The following is a 16,188-nucleotide window of genomic DNA, read 5'->3' as shown; positions in this document are numbered from 1 at the left end:
GCTGTGTCGCTCAGACCCGCCAACGAGGCCGCTGCACACACTCCCTCCTCGCCGCTGTCCGAGGGCGCTGGATGCTGCTGCCCACCCAGCCCACCCACGGGCAACTCACCCTCCCCGACAGCAGCATGGTGGTCTACGACCTGAGCCACCTGCCCTACGCAGAACAACTGCGCTGGCGCGCCCAACGCTGCACCACCCACGCCACCGCGACCACAGCAGCCGACCTGGCCCTGGCTGGCTGGCAGCCCTTCGACCCCCTACTGCACGCCGAACACATCAACACCGAGCTGCCCCCGCCCGAGCGGCACTATCCCCGCCCAAGGTGACGGAAGCCGCACCCGGCACCGCCGAGCCCCCTTACCCACACACTGCACCAAGCCGGGACCGACATCGCGCGTCGCAGATGACACTGGCAGCCAACCAAGACGCCCACCCGCTTATGGCACTCGTCAAAGCGCTGGGCAGCCGGGCCATTCGCTGGACCCGCCGCCGACGCGGCGACAGACTGCGCATCGACGCGGTCACCATTCCCACTCGGATACCGAACACAACGTGCTGTTCCACGTAGCGCTCCCACCGCCGTCCCGGCACGCCTCACCGACCACGCTCTGCCCCAAGCCTGACCCTTCAACGCTTCATGGAGCCGGTACGCCGGGCCTTGGCAGGCGCCTCTGCCGAGCAGGCGACCGTTTTCCCCACACCGTCCGCCAAATGCTCACCCACGCCCACCCCACACCTGCGCCGCCGGCCGCACTCCCGCCCAGCCCTCCAAGGACCTTCTGCGATGAAACCCACCGACGAACAGACCGCCGCCCTGGACGCCTTCCGCGCCGGCCATGACCTGGCCCTGCAAGCCGGAGCCGGCACCGGCAAGACCACCCTGCTGGAAATGCTCGCCCGCTCAACCCCGCGCCGAGGCCGCTACCTCGGCTACAACCGGGCCATCGCCCAAGAAGCCACCACACGCTTCCCACGCACCGTCCAGTGCAAAACCGCCCACGCACTTGCCTACGCCGCCATCGGCCATCGCTACACCAGCCGCCTGAACGCCCCACGCCGCCCCGCGTGGCAGACCGGCCAAGCCCTCGGCCTCACCAAAGCCATCCGCGTCGGCGAACGCGACATCTCCCAACGCGCTCTGTCCAACGCACTCCTGCGCACCGTCACCCGCTTCTGCCACACCGCCGACGAGACCATCACCCGCCACCATGTACCGAAACTGCGCGGTCTGGAAGACAAAGACATGCACCACGAACTTGCTACCCATGTCGTCCCAGTCGCTCGTAAAGCCTGGGCGGACCTGCAGAACTCCGACGACGGCTGCGTCCGCTTCGAACACGACCACTACCTAAAGATCTGGGCACTCACCCAGCCGAGAGTCGACGCTGACTACCTGCTCCTGGACGAAGCCCAGGACACCAACCCCGTCGTGGAGGAAATCTTCCTCACCCAACGCGACCACGCTCAGCTCGTCATGGTCGGAGACTCTGCGCAGGCCATCTACCAATGGCGCGGTGCCAAGGACGTCATGACCAGCTTCAACGGCACTCAGCTGACCCTGTCGCAGTCCTTCCGCTTCGGACCTCACCTCGCAGAAGAAGCCAACCGCTGGCTCGACCTGGCCGAGGCTCCTCTCCGGCTTACCGGCACCCCCACCGTGACCACCGAGATCGGCCCCGTCCCCAGCCCGGACGTCATCCTGTGCCGCACCAACGTCGGCGCCATGGCCCAGGTCATGCAACTCATGGCGGACGGATACCGCGTTGGCCTGTCCGGAGGAGGTGACAGCCTCAAAGCCCTTGCTCAGGCCGCCCGCGACCTGAAGGACGGACGACGCACTCACCACCCCGAACTGCTCTTGTTCCCCTCCTGGGGAGACCTTCAGGACTACGCCACCCATGATCCGGCAGGACGCGACCTGCAACCACTGGTCGACCTTGTCGACACTCATGGAACCGACGCCATCCTGACCGCAGTGGCCCAACTCGCCCACGAACGCCACGCCGACATCACCGTCTCCACTGCCCACAAAGCCAAGGGACGCCAATGGCCACGCGTAAAAATCGCCGATGACTTCGCCCCACGCACCCGGGCTGATCAGCACGACCGACCCAAAGAAGCCGCAGTCAGAACCATCGACGACAGTGAGGCCCGCCTTGCCTACGTCGCCGTCACCCGCACCCGCCAGCGCCTCGACATCGGTGGCCTGTCCTGGGTCCATGAGCTGCCGGAGCACGAAGCCGTCTGGGCACGTGCCTCAGACGCGTGAAGTCAGAGAGACGTGCAGAAGGCAAAGACATCTGCTCGGAAGGCACAGCCGGGGAGGCTGGGCGCGCAGCGGCGGTGCCGGCGGCAAGGAGAACTACAGAAGCTGAGCAAGGCGGAGCTATTGGCCGTCGAACAGCACACGCCTCCTGCCAAGAGCACGACTCGGCGCCGGCCGCGATTGAGGACATCGGTCGACACCGCCACGCCCGCCGGCGCCGCGACGACGGTCACCGGGTGTACCGGGCCGTGCCACGCGCGCCGCCCCGGGACGCGGTGCGGGCAGCGCACTTCCCGCTGGGCCGACGGGCGGTCAGCACGACGCTGACTTCGTGAGACACGGGATCCCGAGGATGTGCCCCGGCGGCGATCAGTGAGATGGCGGCATTGGCGAGGGGCCGTACTTGATCATGCGGCGGGCGGAGTCTGCGCCCCGTTAGGCCAAGTCCATGGGCTTGTGGGAAGGGCGGGGGAGTTGGCCCTGCTCCGGATTTGGAAGCGCCGCCTTTCGCTGTGCCTGCAGCCGTTCCAACCGTTCTCACAGCTCATCCGACACGACACCCCCAGCCGAACGCTCAACTCTCCTTCGGGCGAGGCAAGCCGAGGCGATCCCCCCGTTGTGCCGGCCGCTGTCAGCAGGTGCCTCGGCGGGTGTCGGCGCCACCTACTAGGGTTTTCGACCGCGACCGCAGATGTCGGCTTTCGCGTGCAGGTGCAGAGCAACGGGGAGGAAAACGGGGATGGGTTACACGATCCCGGGCTGGCTGGACGAAGTCCTGGACTTCATCGGGATCAACTTCCCGAATGTTGACGAGGACGACTACCGTGACATGGCCGACGCCATGCGCGAGTTCGCGGATACGTTCGAGGGACACGGTGGGGACGCGCACGCGGCGGTCTCACGGATCCTGTCCTCATCCGAGGGCTGGGCGGTCGATGCGTTCGAGAAGCACTGGCACCAGGTGAAGGCGAGCCACCTGGAAAAACTCCCGGAACTTGCACGGTTGTTCGCTGATGCCTGCGATGTCCTCGCGGACATCATCTTCGGGATGAAGACCAAGGCCGAGGCCGAACTGGCCGTCATGGCTGGGTCGGTGGGCCTATCCATCGGTCTCGCCTGGGTGACCGGCGGTCTGTCCGCAGTTCTGGGCGCAGCCGAGATCACAGCGATGCGCCAGGCCGTCAAGCGGATCATCGACGAGGCGGTGGACCGGGTCGTCGATGAGGTGATCGCGAAGGTCACCGAACCGGTCAACGCCAAGCTGGAGGCGATGGTCGAGGATATGGTCCTCGAGTTGGCCGAGGGCGCGTTTTCCATGCCGAGCGACGCCGGAAGCGCAGGGCACGGCGGCAAGGGTGGGCACGGGGGAATGCAGCTCGCCTCGGCCGGCGGTTCTGGCGGGGGCGGTGGTCCGCAGAAGCGGACCCGCATCGATCACGCCGAGTTCGAGGACGGGGCTGGAAAGGTATCCCGTCACGGAAACGAGCTGCATCTCGCCTCGTCCAATCCGTTGCGCCGAGCCAAGAGCGTGTTCGGCCACAGCAAGGGCCGTGACCCGTTCACGAAGACCTTCGACAGTGTGCTCCACGGCGCGCTCGAGGGCTCCGAGAAGGCCCTCAAGAAGATCACCAAGCACATCACGGAGACCGTCCCGGACCGAGTCAGGGCCACCTCCCGCCTGCACAAGCACAACGACATCGACGTCGGCAACAAGGCCGACAGCATCCAGGTCAACAAGGGCGGCGGCGTCGGCAGCTCGCACGGCCACGGTGGCACCCCTGCGTCCGGCAGTAAGCCCGACCACGGCCTGAAGATCGATGACGCGAAGCTCTTCAAACAGTCGCATGCCCTGAACAGCAGGGAGTGGTGCGGGGATCCGATCGATATGGCGAGCGGCCAGATGATGCTGGCCTACACCGACGTGGACCTGCCGGGTGTACTGCCGCTGACCCTGCGCCGTACTCATCTCAGCGGCTACGATGCGGGGCGCTTCTTCGGCCCGTCCTGGGCGTCTACCTTGGACGAGCGGCTGGCAGACCACCCGGACGCAGGCGGTGTCTGGTGGTACCGCGAAGACGGCTCGGTTCTGGTCTATCCTCGCCGCCCGGACCTGCCCGGTGACCGCGTCCTTCCCATCGCCGGTGTCCCACTGCCTCTGACGTATGTCACGCGCGGAACCTCTTATGTCCTGACCGTGGAAGATCCCTACACTGGGCTGACCCGCCACTTCGAGCCGGCCGCCACGGGAGGCGGCACCTGGTGGCTGACAGAGATAAGGGACCGCAACCACAACGTCATCGGCATCGACCGCGGCGAGGACGATGCCCCGCACTCAGTCACTCACTCCGGCGGTTACCGGCTCCAGGTCACTACCCGCACCGTCGGTGACCGAATACGTGTCACGGCCCTCCACGCTGTCGCCGAAGGCAGCCCAGTCACGCTACGCGTGTTCGGCTACGACGAGACAGGCGGGGACCTGACCGAGGTGCGCAACGCGGTCGATGCGCCGCTGTACCTGACCTACGACCAAACGCACCGCGTCACCGGGTGGCGCGATTCCAACGACACCACGTTCACCTACGAGTACGACGAGCAGGGGCGGGTGATCGCCACCCGAGGTACCGATGGCATCCTCAACTCCACCATCACCTATACCGGTGCGGACAACAACGGTGTAACCACCGCCACCTACACCGACTCCTTGGGCCACGCCACTGTCTACCGCGCCAACCGGTACGGACAGATCATCTCAGTGACCGACCCACTCGGTGCGACGGTCACCCAGGAGTGGGACCGGCGCGACCGTCTGCGCTCCCGTACCGACGCGCTGGGACGCACCACACAGTGGGAGTGGGACGACGCGGGTGACTTGGTGGCCACCATCACGGCCGACGGCACGGTCAGCCACACTGCATACAACGACCTCCACCTGCCCATCCAATGGACCGGGCCGGACGGCACTCGGATCCGGCAGGATTTCGACGAGCGGGGCAACCGCATCAGCGTCACCGGACCCGACGGCTCGGTCACCCGCTTCACACACCATCCGACGGGCGCCCCGGCGACACTGACCGACGCGCTCGGCGCGAGGGTACAGATCGAAGCGGACCCAGCAGGACTGCTGGTCGCCGTCGAGGACAGCCGCGGTGCCCGCACCACATGCCAACGGGATGCATTTGGCCGCCCCATTCTCCTCACTGACCCGCTCGGCGCCACGACCAGCCTGCGCTGGGACGCGGAGCACCGCCTGGTGGAGAGAATCGCAGCCGACGGCACCCGCGAGAGCTGGAGCTGGGACGGCGAGCACAATTGCCTCGCCTACACCGACCAGGCGGGTGGTCGCAGCGAATTCACCTACGGTCCCTTCGACCTGCTGCGCACCCGCACCACGCCGGACGGTGCCGTCTACACGTTCGCTCACGACACCGAGATGCGGCTGACCACCGTCACCGACCCCGCCGGGCTTACCTGGACCTACCGCTACGACGAGCGCGGCGCCCTGGTTGCGGAGACGGACTTCGACGGCCGCACCACATCGAGCACCTACGACGCCGCCGGCCAGCTGACGGCGCGGCGCACCCCTACGGGAGCGTCGTTTGCCTTCGAGTACGACGCGGCCGGCGATCTGCGCGCCAAAGAAGCCGACGGAGCGCGCACCGAATACACCTACGACCAGGCCGGACGTCTCACCGCGGCCGTATCCGCCACCTCGCGGGTCGCGTTGGAGTACGACGCGGTCGGGCGGATGGTGGCTGAGACGGTCGACGGGCGCACGACGCGGTACCGCTACGACACGCTCGGACGACGCACGCGTCGCACCACCCCCACCGGTGCGGTCACCGACACGTCTTGGGACGCGGTCGGCAACTGCACCGGCCTCACGGTCGCCGACGTGCACCGGCTGGCCTTCGAGCGCGACCTGCTGGGCCGGGAGACACGGCGGACCTGGGGCGAGCAGGCTCTGCTTGCCTCGTCCTGGGACGAGGTGGGCCGCCTGACCAGCCAGACCCTGAGCTTGGGTGGACAGCGCGCGCACGAGCGGGAATACACCTATCGCCCCGACGGCCATCTCACCTCAGTCACCGACCGCGGCTCCGGCCGCAGTCTCAGCTACGAACTCGACCCCCTGGGCCGTCCCCTGTCCGTTGTCACCCGAGGCGGCATCACCGAGATCTACCGCTACGATCCGGCGGGCAACCAGATGCATGCCACCTGGACGAATGCAGTAGGCGCCCCCGAGGCCGCCGGAGACCGCGCCGTCACAGGAACCCGGCTGCTGTCCGCAGGACGTATCACCTACCGCTACGACCGTGCGGGCCGCCTCATCGAACGGACCCGCAAGCGCCTGTCCCGCAAGCCCGACACCTGGCGGTACTCCTGGGATGCGGAAAATCGGCTCACCTCCTGCACCACCCCTGACGGCACCGTCTGGCACTACCGCTACGACGCCCTCGGGCGCCGCACCGCCAAGTACCGCCTAGGCCAGGACGGCACCATCGCCGAGGAAATCCTCTTCAGCTGGGACGGCACCCGGCTGGCAGAGCAAACAGACGCAGTCACCGGAACGGTGCTGACCTGGGAATACGACGGCTACCGACCCCTGGCCCAGTACGAGCGCAAGATGCTGTCCCAGGAAGAGGTCGACGCCCGCTTCTTCGCCATCGTCACCGACCTGGCAGGCTCGCCCACCGAACTCATCGATGAGAGCACGGTGGCCTGGCGCACCAGGACCACGGCATGGGGCACCACAGCGTGGAACACCGATGCCACGGCCTACACCCCGCTGCGCTTCCCCGGACAGTACGCCGACCCCGAAACCGGACTGCACTACAACTACTTCCGGCACTACGACCCCGAAACCGCCCGCTACACGAGTCCCGACCCGCTCGGTCTCGGACCGGGCCCGAACCCGGTCACCTACGTAACCAACCCGCAGTCCGAACTCGACCCACTCGGACTTGCCAAGTGCGACGAGAACGAGGTCACCTGGGGCGGCCGTGTCCAGTACGGTCCGCTGGGCCCCGGCAACCGCGCGACCGGCGTCCGTGCCACGCTCGAACCCGACATGATGGGCGGAAAAACCCGTCCGCGCGTCAACGTACCCGGCTATAAAAAGGGCGGTGCTTGGAACAAAGGTCACCTGCTCGGCGCCCAGCTCGGCGGATCGAACCGGGACCCCCGCAACTTCGTCGCCATGCACGCCTACGCCAACAGCCCGGTCATGCGGCAGGTCGAGAACGACGTACGCGCGGCTGTCGACCGAGGCGAGACGATCACGTACAACGTCACGCCGATCTACCGCACCAACGACCCGACCGATGTCGTGCCCGTCGGCGTCACCATCGAGGCACATGGCAACCGCGGATTCCAGTTCACTCCGCTGGGCTCCAGCTCCCCGACCAATGCGGTCACTATCCTGAACGAACCCCGACCCGAGGAACGCTGATGAACCCCTCCCTCACCCGCCTGACCGAGCTGCTGCCGCCCCCCGAAGTGGCCCCCAAGGACTGGGCTGCCGTGGAGGAACAACTGGGTACTGAGCTGCCGCAGGACTACAAGGAACTCGTCGACACCTACGGTGGCGGCCTGTTCGACGAGAACGTCTGGCTGCTGGAGCCCGGTTGCCCGCGCCCGCGCTACGACCTGATCGCCATGGACGCTCAGTGCCGCGAGTCCCTGCAGCTTCTGTGGGACCGTGGCGAGCCCCGCCCCGCCGAACTGGACCAGGAAGGAGCCCGTCTCATCCCGTGGGCCTACGAGGACGAGGGCGGTGAAGTCCTCTACTTCTTGTCCACCCCCGGCCAGAAACCCGAGAACTGGCCCATCCTGATCAACGAAGGCCGCGGCCCCGAATGGGAGCGGCACGCTGGCCCCTGCACCTCCTTCTTGCTGGGGCTGATGACGGGAGAGATCGAGTCCGAGTACTTCCCCGACATGCCCCTGGATGAGCACGTCTTCGAAACCAACGAAGAGATCTTCGCCAACGGATAGACGGCATAAGAGATCGTCTCAACTGGCTTGATCACTAAGCTGGCGGGTGTGATGGCGATGGTGGAGCGGTTGGTGCCGGACAGGTTGTGGGAGTAGTTCCGGAGGGTGGTCCCGGCTGCTCCAGTACGGCCTCAAGGTGGCGGCCGACGCCGGTATGGGGACAGCGCTGGCGGCCATCGTGTTCGCGGCCACGACGGGCTGCACTTGGCGCTCTGGTGAGGCGGTCGTTGGCCCCCAAGGGCAGGTAGCCGACCCGGCTGCGGCGTCGCTGTGGGGTGTCCGCGGCACCCCTCAAGCGCGGTTCGTAACGTCAGCCGGCGGTAGGCCGAGTTCGAGTTCGGGCAGCCACCGGGGCCGCTTCCGCCCAGCCGCGATCGACACGTCGAGCACCGCGGACGCCGCCTTTTGCCCTCAGATCGTCGGATCCCTGCCACAGTTCTGGCACGCAGGGTGATCGTCATGATCCGCGCCTTGGATGCCCCCTACGCGCCGCCGCCCGGTTCCTGCCCGGTTGAGAAACGGGGCGGTCGCGCGTCGGCAGTGGCACGACACCGCTGGTTGTTACTCACTTTCGGGTGAGCCTGCCCCCTGCAGTAGGGGGCCCTGCCCGGCACTGCATTGCCCGAGGCCAGAAATTTCAGGGGCACACTGGGCACGTGTGGCTCTCAGCCGCATTCTCAACCCCTGCGCCGTCGAGCGCTCAGCCTTGGACACCTTCCAGCGGCAGGTGGTCGCGGTAGTACTCCGACTCTAGCCACTCTTCCTTCACGAAGAGCGGGCGTGTCAGGAGCGTTTCCCCGACCCGCTGCTCACGCAGGAGGATTCCGAGATCGGTCAAGGAGAGCGATGCGTCAGGGGTGTAAAGCACCCAGTTCCCGTGCTCGGCTGCGTGGTGCAGGAGGAACTGGTGACCCTGCGCCGGATCGCTTCCTGCCAGCGGGAAGTCTGCCAGGAAGACCTGCGGGCCGGCGACTGCATCCAGCGCAACGCATGCAAGCTTGCCCACGTCGTAAAACGCCTTCACGCCGTCCGGGAAGTCTTCCTGCCCGTACGGGCCGCCAACCCGTGCCTCCGGCTCGGAGACCAGCAGTGCCTTGGCGACCTCTGCCGGCGACATCCCGAACCGCAGCGGTCCCACGCCGCCTTCCGCTCGCAGCTCCCAGCGCTCGCGCTCCACACTTGCGCTCATTCACCCCGTCCCTACGTTTGACCGGCCCATATTCGTGTCCGTTGATGTGCAGACGGACCGATCACGGTGCCCGCGAATCGTGAGATCGGGTGCCGAGGCTATCCCCTGCACCCACCACTCCCAGGAAGTACCTGACGCTGGCGGAGGCATCAGGGATCATCCGGGGCGGGCCGCCGATGAGCGAAGCCGACTGGGTGTGACGAGTCCGAGCGGCGGACGTGGGCGGGGCCGTGGAGCAGCACACGCAGCACCCGACCTCGACAAGAGATCAGGGCGCATCCTCGTGCGGTGACGTGACCGGGAATGAAGCGGAGGTCAGCCCTGGACCGGGACGATCGCCTTGTCGGTGACGGCGTAACGGCCGTCGGTCCAGTACGGTGCCGCGCCAGGTGAGGTCACCTTGTCCTTGCCGGTACGGGCGTCCAGGACCACGGGACCGTTTTGCTCCGTCTGGCCGTAGACCATCCCGTGCCAGGCACCGGTCACCTGGGGCGCCACCCGCCCCGAGCTGTCCGGCAGTGCCCACAGCATCTTCCCGGTATGCGAGTCCATTGCGAAGGCCTCCGAGTCACCACTCGCGCAGACCACAACAGACTGCTGGTCGAACCGGCACTGAGCTGGAACGCCGTGGCCCGACGGGACCTTGAAGCCCAACTCCTTGCCGGAGGCGGGCACGACGGCGGTGACGTTACCGAAGGGCTTTGCCTTCAGCCCCTGCACCAGGAGCAGTCCGGGCCCGGCGGCCACAGCGGTCCCGGATTCTGTCGCCTTCGACCAAGCCGTAGAGCCGTCCCGTACGGCCCGCGCCTGGAGACTCTCAGGTGACCAGGAGCCCGTCGACCTCAGGCCGATGACCCGACCGGCGGCGACCTCCACTGGTTTGAGGTGCGGGTCCCCCCAGACCGCCTTGCCCGCGGCGAGGTCGATCGCCACGACACCCACCTGGTCTCCGTCTTTCACGCTCACCACGGCGGTCGTACCGTCGACGCCCATCACAGCGGTCTTGAACGAGGACTCTGCGGAGTCCGCGAATTCCTTGGGCAGCTCCACCACATGCCGCCAAGTCAGCCGTACAGAGTCCGCGTCGGCCGCCACGACCTCGATCGCGCTATGGGCGGGCACGGGCGTCCCCCCCTGTAAGCCGACCCCACGGCCACCTCTTCAGGCGCCACGTGCATGGCGGGCGAGGGCTGCCTGCAGCTCTCGCTGCAGGGGGCCGGGCAGGTCCGTGCCCTGGGCGTGCTTGAGGGCGCCGTGCTCGCAGGGCCCCGGCCTCTACACCAGCGTGTCCGCGCGGTTGCGGGCGTGGCTTCCGCACTGATCGCCGCCGGTGGAGGCACCGCACTCGCCATACCCCGCCGCAGGACCCGTCAGGCCGTCTGAGCGCACTCCTCCCCGCCTCACCACGCGCCAATGTCGCCCCCGCACCCTGGCAAGAACGGTAGCGGGCTGTGCAGGAACGCATCGATACCCTCGCTCCGCAGCGGCGAGATCAACAGGTGGGGTATCGGCGAGCCTGGTCCCAGCACCTGGGCGCGGAGGTTTGCCCTCCGGTCCAGGCCGGTCAACTCGGTGAGGTGGACCAGTTAGCGCCACCATGGCCCGGCTGTCACGCGTGCTCACCGGCCTAATCCGTCCGTACGATGAGGCAGACGCGCCAGCTGGTGTGCGGTACCTCCAGGCATCCTGCGGTAAGGCCGGGAGAGTGCGGCTCCTGGACGGCCAGGCGTCGGCGCGTGCGGTTCTGCAGCTGGGGCGTGGCTGTTACTTCAGACCGAGTCGTTTTCAGCGGTCACCCAGTCTGAGGCAATGGCGTGCTGGGCTGCTGTGAGGGTGACCCGTCCGTTGCAGATGGCTGTGTGCAGGCGGGTTTCGACTTTGTCCTTGTCGTTGTTCGGGTTGGCGCCCGGCCTGTGGCCGGGGCTCGGCGGTTCCACCCAGGGGTTGCGTGGGTCGTTCGGGTCTCCGCCCAGCTGCAGTGAGACCAGGTGGTCGTACTCGGCGTCGTGCAGGCTCGCCTTGTCGGTTTCAATGCGGCAAGCAAGCAGTGGCGACGATCTCGCTTACCGCCCGATCGGTAGGACCGGCTCGAGTTCCAGCGGTGTTCGTCGGGGGCGTGCGGCCGCTTGGCGTGCCGTGGTCGGCTGCTGGCGCGGATTATGAGACACCGGCCGATGCGGAGCCTCACACGAGGGTTCCGGGCCTGCGGATCCTATGTGTGAGTCAGCCTGGTCAAGACCTGTCGGAAGTTACCGCCGGGGCCGGCGAACCTGGGTGAGACTGGGCGGCTGGAGGGTGAGGCGGGGGGCTGCTGCTGCGTGGTTACGGCTAAGAGGGGCATTCCGATGGCGTACCGGGTGAGTACCCGTCAGTAGCCCACGCGGCGTGTAGTGATCTCGTTACTCTGGGCAGTACTGGCATGGCGGAATCGGGGGGCTATGACGGCTACAGCGGTGCGGCACCTGTTAGTGGGTGTCAGTTCGTATGAGGATGCGGCGCTCGAGCTGCCGGCGGGCACGGCGCACAACGTTGCGCAGTTGCGAGAGGCGCTGACGGCCTCCCAGCATCACCACGATGACGCCTCGTCGATGGCGCCGCGGGCCTGCCGGGTCCTGGAGCCCGGTGATGCCTCGCAGGTGCTGGATGAGGTTGCGGCGGTGGCCCAGGAGCAGCCGTCCCTCGTCGTCTACTGGACGGGGCACGCTGCAATCACGCCGGAGGACGGCGTGTGTCTGGCCTTGCCGCATTCGCGCGTGGACGATCTGAGTACCTGGATGCCCGCAGACCTGCTCATCGAGTCGATGTCGCCACGCGTGGACGAGCGATGGGACCGCCTGCTGATCCTGGATGCCTGCTTAGGGGCAGGGCAGAGCACGGCAGGCGGGCGGAGCGACGTGGATGTGTCCGAGGTGGTCACGTCGATGGGCCGCCCAGGGGTGGCGGTGTGGGCCGGCCTGGGGCGGACGGCGACGGGATTCGCGGCCAACAGCCGGGATACCTCGGTCTTCACGCAGGTGTTGGCGCACCTCCTGCTGAGAGCTGCGGAGTCGATGACGCCCCTGAAGCTTCAGGCCGCCCACGAGTGGCTGGTTCAGGAGCTCGAGCGCAGCGGCTATCCGCCGCCGTGCCTGGGCAATGCCGGTGCCTTCCGCAGCTTCCTGGCCCAGGCCTCCGACCCCGCCCCACAGCGCAGGCGGGCAGACCGGCTCGTGCGACGGGCGCTGGGCCGGCTCGTGCCCGCCGACACGCGGCGCTACGCACTGGTGTGCGGGATGGCGCTGTGGGGTGCCCGGGAGCAGGACACTTCCCCTTACAAGAACGCCGTGTGGCTTTACGAGCGGCTGCTGGCCAGTGGATGGGGCTTCACCCGCGACACCACCACCGTGGTCGGATCGGTGACCCGGCAGGAACTGCGCAGCAAGATCAGCGAGCTGGCCTCGCAGGGGCAGAACCTGGTCCTGGTGTACCTCTCCGGCGCTGCGCGTGTCTTCTCCGAGCGCGACTCCCTCGACGTGATGGTCGCCTTGGCGGAGGAGCAGTCCGTTTCGGTCAGCGAACTGGTGGAGATGCTGCGCACCTCGCGCGCAGAACGCGTCACCTTGCTGATCGATGCCTACCAGTCGCATACGCAGACGGCCGTTGCCGACCGCTTGGCTGCGGTTGCACAGGCCTGCGGCTGGGCGCCTGCCGCGGGGGCCAGCCGCCTGGCCATCACGTGGGCGACTTCCCCTGCTGCGTCCGGCCCCGACCCGCTGGCGCTGACTGCCCAGGGCTCCGCCCTGACTGACGAGCAGGGCTGGGGCGACTTGCTGTATTCCCTTCCTGGGACTGGCCACTGGCCGCGGCCATGGAGGTTCTCCTTCCCCGAGGCGGAGATCCGGTACCTGCCCGGATCCGGCCCGCTTGCCGCCTGGCAGACGCTGCTGGGGAGCCTGCGCGAACCGTCTGCTGACGCGAGTGTGGCCCAGTGGCTGCTGTCTGTGAACCCCGCTGGTGTGGGGGATGTGCCCTCGGACCCGTTTGCGGGGCTCGTTCCGCCTCCTGCGGTCCCCCCTGCCTCCTCTCCGCCTCCTGAGGCGAAGTCCTCGGCTCGGCTGAGGGTGGTGGGGGGAACCTATCCCGCGGCAGCGGGCCGCGAGATTCTTCTTGCCTTCGATTACCAGTCCCACCAGCCCGGCACTGTGCCCGTCTGCGGTGACGACCCGCTCGACCTGACGGTTGTGGTGTCGGCCGATGACGCCGCTGTCGAGCCGCGGCTGTTCTACACCCGTGTCGACCGTGATGCCGGCACCCCCACGCAGTGCATCCGTCTGACACCCCGCACCGGCACGCCTGTGAAAGTCCAGCTCAGCGTGATGCGCCGCGGTGACGGGGCTCTCCTGCAGGAACTGACCACCGTTTTGCCCGCGGCCGCACCGGAGAACGCAGCGCTCTCGTAATGGACCAGCTCAACATCAATCTCGACCTCACGCTCGTGCACGCAGGCCTCGATGAGGACACCTCTGCCACGCCCGAGCCGCACAAGATCGCCGATCGCAGCATCTTCCTACACATCAGCACCAACAGTGCCGGCCAGTACACCGTGCTCGCCCACGGCACCGAGTTCCAACGCGACGGCAGCCTGAGCATGGAAGGGGCCATCCACCGCAGCAGGGAAGACATCGCCGCCGCCACCTCAGAGCTGCTGCGTGGCTGGTCCAAGGACGTCATCCAGCACCAGCCGCCAGGGCAGGAGGCGTTCACCTTCGAAGGATCGCCTGTCGTCGACTTCGGGGAAGACCGCGCGCGCACCTACCTCAGCAAGCAGGGCCTCGCTCTGGCCCGACACGGCAACAAGCTCTTCAAACGCATCTTCTGCAACGGTGACGACGACTTGCGTCGGCTCGGAGAGCGCCTGGAGCACGCCCTGCGCAACAGGCCTCAGACCATCACCGTCATATCCGACGACTTCTTCGTCCCCTGGAGCATGCTCTACGTCTGCGCCGACCCCGACACGCGGATCTCCGCAGCGAACGCCTCATGGGACTGGTCGGGCTTCCTGGGCTACACCCACCTGATCGAACACGTCCTGCCCACCGCCGGCAGGGCTTCGACCCGCCAGCGCATCGGAAGCCCGCAGCGCCGGTTACGCACCGGACTGCAACTCGACCTGCGGCTGATCAACCCTGAACACCCCGCCGGACCCCTGGCCCCGGTCCACGCCGTCATCGACGAGCACACCGACTACGCAACCCGCAGCTGCAAGCAGGACGTAGCCGACGCGTTTTGCGACCCTGCCACCGCCGAGGAGATCCTCCTGTTCGGCGCGCACGGCACAGCCGAACGCTTCGACGACCAAGGCATGATCCCCGCCCAGGTCACCCTCAGCGACGACGACCCCATCTGCAGCTCCGACCTGGACTTCTGGCGCGAGGAACGCAAGAAACCCCTTCCAGAGCCCCTCTGCTTCATGATGGTGTGCGAAGGCGGACGCACGGCCACCCACATCCACGAAGGGCTCGGCAGGCCCCTCTTCCAACTCGGGGTCGGCTGCCTCGTAGGCCCGCAACTCGAAGTGCCCATGGATTTCGCCGGCCTCTACACCCACCGCTTCTTCCAAGAAGCATTCACCGGCGCCCGGATCGCCCACATCGCCAGAGAACTCACCCGCGAGTTCCTCATCAAACACGCCAGCCCTCTCGGACTGATTTTCACCCTGCTGCGGGGCATCGACACTCACCTCGCAACACCCGACCAGCAAAAGAGACCATGAGCCAGCGCATCACCCACCTCGACCTCGACCGCGACGGCAAACTCATCCACCCCCGCACCGGCACCCCGCTCGACGCCGACGAGGTCCCCGCCCATATCGAACGGCACCTGCGCCTTGACCCCGCCACCACCGACGTCTTCCTCTACGTCCACGGCTGGCGGACCAAGCCCGACGACGCAGCCGATGCAGCCCAGCGCCTGGCCGCGCTCATCGGCGACCTCATCGACAACCAGCCCCACCACTACCCCTGCCTGACCCCCTTCCGGCCCCGGTACGTAGCCATCCGGTGGCCCTCGCGCAGCCTGCCCACGCCTAAGGGCTACCGCACCATCCGCGACCGGGCCGCCGCCATGTCCCACCCCGGGCAAGCCGCCCGCGTCCTGGCTGCCATCCTCGGCTACTACAACCAGCACCGCCGCACCCCCGCCCCCGGCCCGCCGCGGCTCAAGACCGCCGGCGGCCAGTACCTGCACGCCGTGGGCCACTCCTTCGGCGGCCGGTTCCTGGCCCACGCCATCGCGCAGGCCAGCACCAAACTGCCCCACAGCCCCCGCACACTCACCTGGAACTACCGCAGCGACCAGTACCCCTGGACCCTGGACAGCTTCACCACCTTCCAGATGGCGCTGCCCCACGACTCCTTCGCTGAAGCGCCCTACAGCCGCCTGCTCGAGGACAACGTCCTCAACGCCCCCGTCGCCATGACCTTCAGCCCCCACGACCGGGCCCTGGGGCGCTGGCACCGCGCCACGGAAGAGGGCAAGGAGGGCATCGGCTACGCCGGCGCCACAGCACCGGAAAGCCACCTGCACACACTCCGCCTCCAAGACACCGGCGACGCCTACACCTTCCCCTCCGCCCGCCTGCTCAACGTGGACGCCTCCCACCGCTACCGCGCATCGCCCGCCCGCATCGAGGGAGCGCACTCCGACTACTTCCACCCCGAATCAGCCCACCTCCTGCTCTCACTGGCCAACCAGGCACGGTGAT

General features: G+C 67.6%; 9 protein-coding genes and 1 pseudogene. 7 read left to right on the top strand and 3 right to left on the bottom strand.

The genetic code is table 11. The features are described 5' to 3' along the window. The first annotated feature begins 71 nt into the window (after nt 1–71). The 4 genes from S1361_RS39995 (at nt 72) to S1361_RS00260 (ending at nt 8,257) form a co-directional block, all read left to right on the top strand. Complete coding sequence (locus S1361_RS39995; RefSeq protein WP_341829376.1) at nt 72–326, top strand: hypothetical protein; 255 nt, start codon at nt 72–74, stop codon at nt 324–326. A 458-nt stretch (nt 327–784) separates the two neighbouring features. Then, nucleotides 785–2,269 (top strand): UvrD-helicase domain-containing protein, encoded by a 1,485-nt coding sequence (locus S1361_RS00270; protein WP_208029862.1) that lies wholly within the window; start codon nt 785–787, stop codon nt 2,267–2,269. Between the two features lie 688 nt (nt 2,270–2,957). Continuing rightward, nucleotides 2,958–7,712 (top strand): RHS repeat-associated core domain-containing protein, encoded by a 4,755-nt coding sequence (locus S1361_RS00265; RefSeq protein WP_243768972.1) that lies wholly within the window; start codon nt 2,958–2,960, stop codon nt 7,710–7,712. Continuing rightward, on the top strand, nt 7,712–8,257 hold the full coding sequence (locus S1361_RS00260) for an SMI1/KNR4 family protein (RefSeq protein ID WP_208029861.1): 546 nt from the start codon (nt 7,712–7,714) through the stop codon (nt 8,255–8,257). The genes S1361_RS00265 and S1361_RS00260 overlap by 1 nt, the downstream gene beginning before the upstream one ends. Before the next feature lie 700 nt (nt 8,258–8,957). Here S1361_RS00260 and S1361_RS00255 read toward each other — a convergent pair. The 3 genes and pseudogenes from S1361_RS00255 to S1361_RS38715 all read right to left on the bottom strand — a co-directional run. Then, nucleotides 8,958–9,434: a hypothetical protein gene (locus S1361_RS00255; protein ID WP_243768971.1), complete on the bottom strand. Its 477-nt coding sequence runs from the start codon at nt 9,432–9,434 to the stop codon at nt 8,958–8,960. Between the two features lie 327 nt (nt 9,435–9,761). Then, the gene (locus S1361_RS00250; protein WP_208029859.1) at nt 9,762–10,568 is read right to left on the bottom strand and encodes an outer membrane protein assembly factor BamB family protein; all 807 of its coding nucleotides are present in this window, start codon (nt 10,566–10,568) and stop codon (nt 9,762–9,764) included. A 647-nt stretch (nt 10,569–11,215) separates the two neighbouring features. Beyond that, nucleotides 11,216–11,461: pseudogene (locus tag S1361_RS38715) on the bottom strand (hypothetical protein); the annotation flags it as partial. 423 nt (nt 11,462–11,884) lie between these two features. Between S1361_RS38715 and S1361_RS00245 the strand changes: the two are divergent. Genes S1361_RS00245 through S1361_RS00235 form a run of 3 tightly spaced genes read left to right on the top strand, consistent with a single transcriptional unit; the run spans nt 11,885 to nt 16,187 of the window. Continuing rightward, the gene (locus S1361_RS00245; protein WP_208029858.1) at nt 11,885–13,885 is read left to right on the top strand and encodes a hypothetical protein; all 2,001 of its coding nucleotides are present in this window, start codon (nt 11,885–11,887) and stop codon (nt 13,883–13,885) included. Continuing rightward, nucleotides 13,885–15,198, top strand: coding sequence for a CHAT domain-containing protein (locus S1361_RS00240; RefSeq protein ID WP_208029857.1), 1,314 nt, complete (start codon nt 13,885–13,887; stop codon nt 15,196–15,198). The genes S1361_RS00245 and S1361_RS00240 overlap by 1 nt, the downstream gene beginning before the upstream one ends. Beyond that, nucleotides 15,195–16,187, top strand: a complete 993-nt coding sequence (locus S1361_RS00235) for a hypothetical protein (RefSeq protein WP_208029856.1) — start codon at nt 15,195–15,197, stop codon at nt 16,185–16,187. The genes S1361_RS00240 and S1361_RS00235 overlap by 4 nt, the downstream gene beginning before the upstream one ends. Nucleotide 16,188 lies beyond the last annotated feature (1 nt).

Origin of the sequence: Streptomyces cyanogenus, from assembly GCF_017526105.1 — a bacterium.
In the GTDB taxonomy this organism is placed as follows: domain Bacteria; phylum Actinomycetota; class Actinomycetes; order Streptomycetales; family Streptomycetaceae; genus Streptomyces; species Streptomyces cyanogenus.
The sequence above is the reverse complement of the archived record's forward strand: the minus strand, read 5'-3'. Positions and strand labels throughout refer to the sequence as shown.

Excerpts from the sequence above, each read along its gene's own strand:
- S1361_RS39995 (WP_341829376.1), top strand. The coding sequence starts at position 72 with ATGCTGCTGCCCACCCAGCCCACCCACGGGCAACTCACCCTCCCCGAC.
- S1361_RS00270 (WP_208029862.1), top strand. The coding sequence starts at position 785 with ATGAAACCCACCGACGAACAGACCGCCGCCCTGGACGCCTTCCGCGCC.
- S1361_RS00265 (WP_243768972.1), top strand. The coding sequence starts at position 2,958 with ATGTCGGCTTTCGCGTGCAGGTGCAGAGCAACGGGGAGGAAAACGGGG.
- S1361_RS00260 (WP_208029861.1), top strand. The coding sequence starts at position 7,712 with ATGAACCCCTCCCTCACCCGCCTGACCGAGCTGCTGCCGCCCCCCGAA.
- S1361_RS00245 (WP_208029858.1), top strand. The coding sequence starts at position 11,885 with ATGACGGCTACAGCGGTGCGGCACCTGTTAGTGGGTGTCAGTTCGTAT.
- S1361_RS00240 (WP_208029857.1), top strand. The coding sequence starts at position 13,885 with ATGGACCAGCTCAACATCAATCTCGACCTCACGCTCGTGCACGCAGGC.
- S1361_RS00235 (WP_208029856.1), top strand. The coding sequence starts at position 15,195 with ATGAGCCAGCGCATCACCCACCTCGACCTCGACCGCGACGGCAAACTC.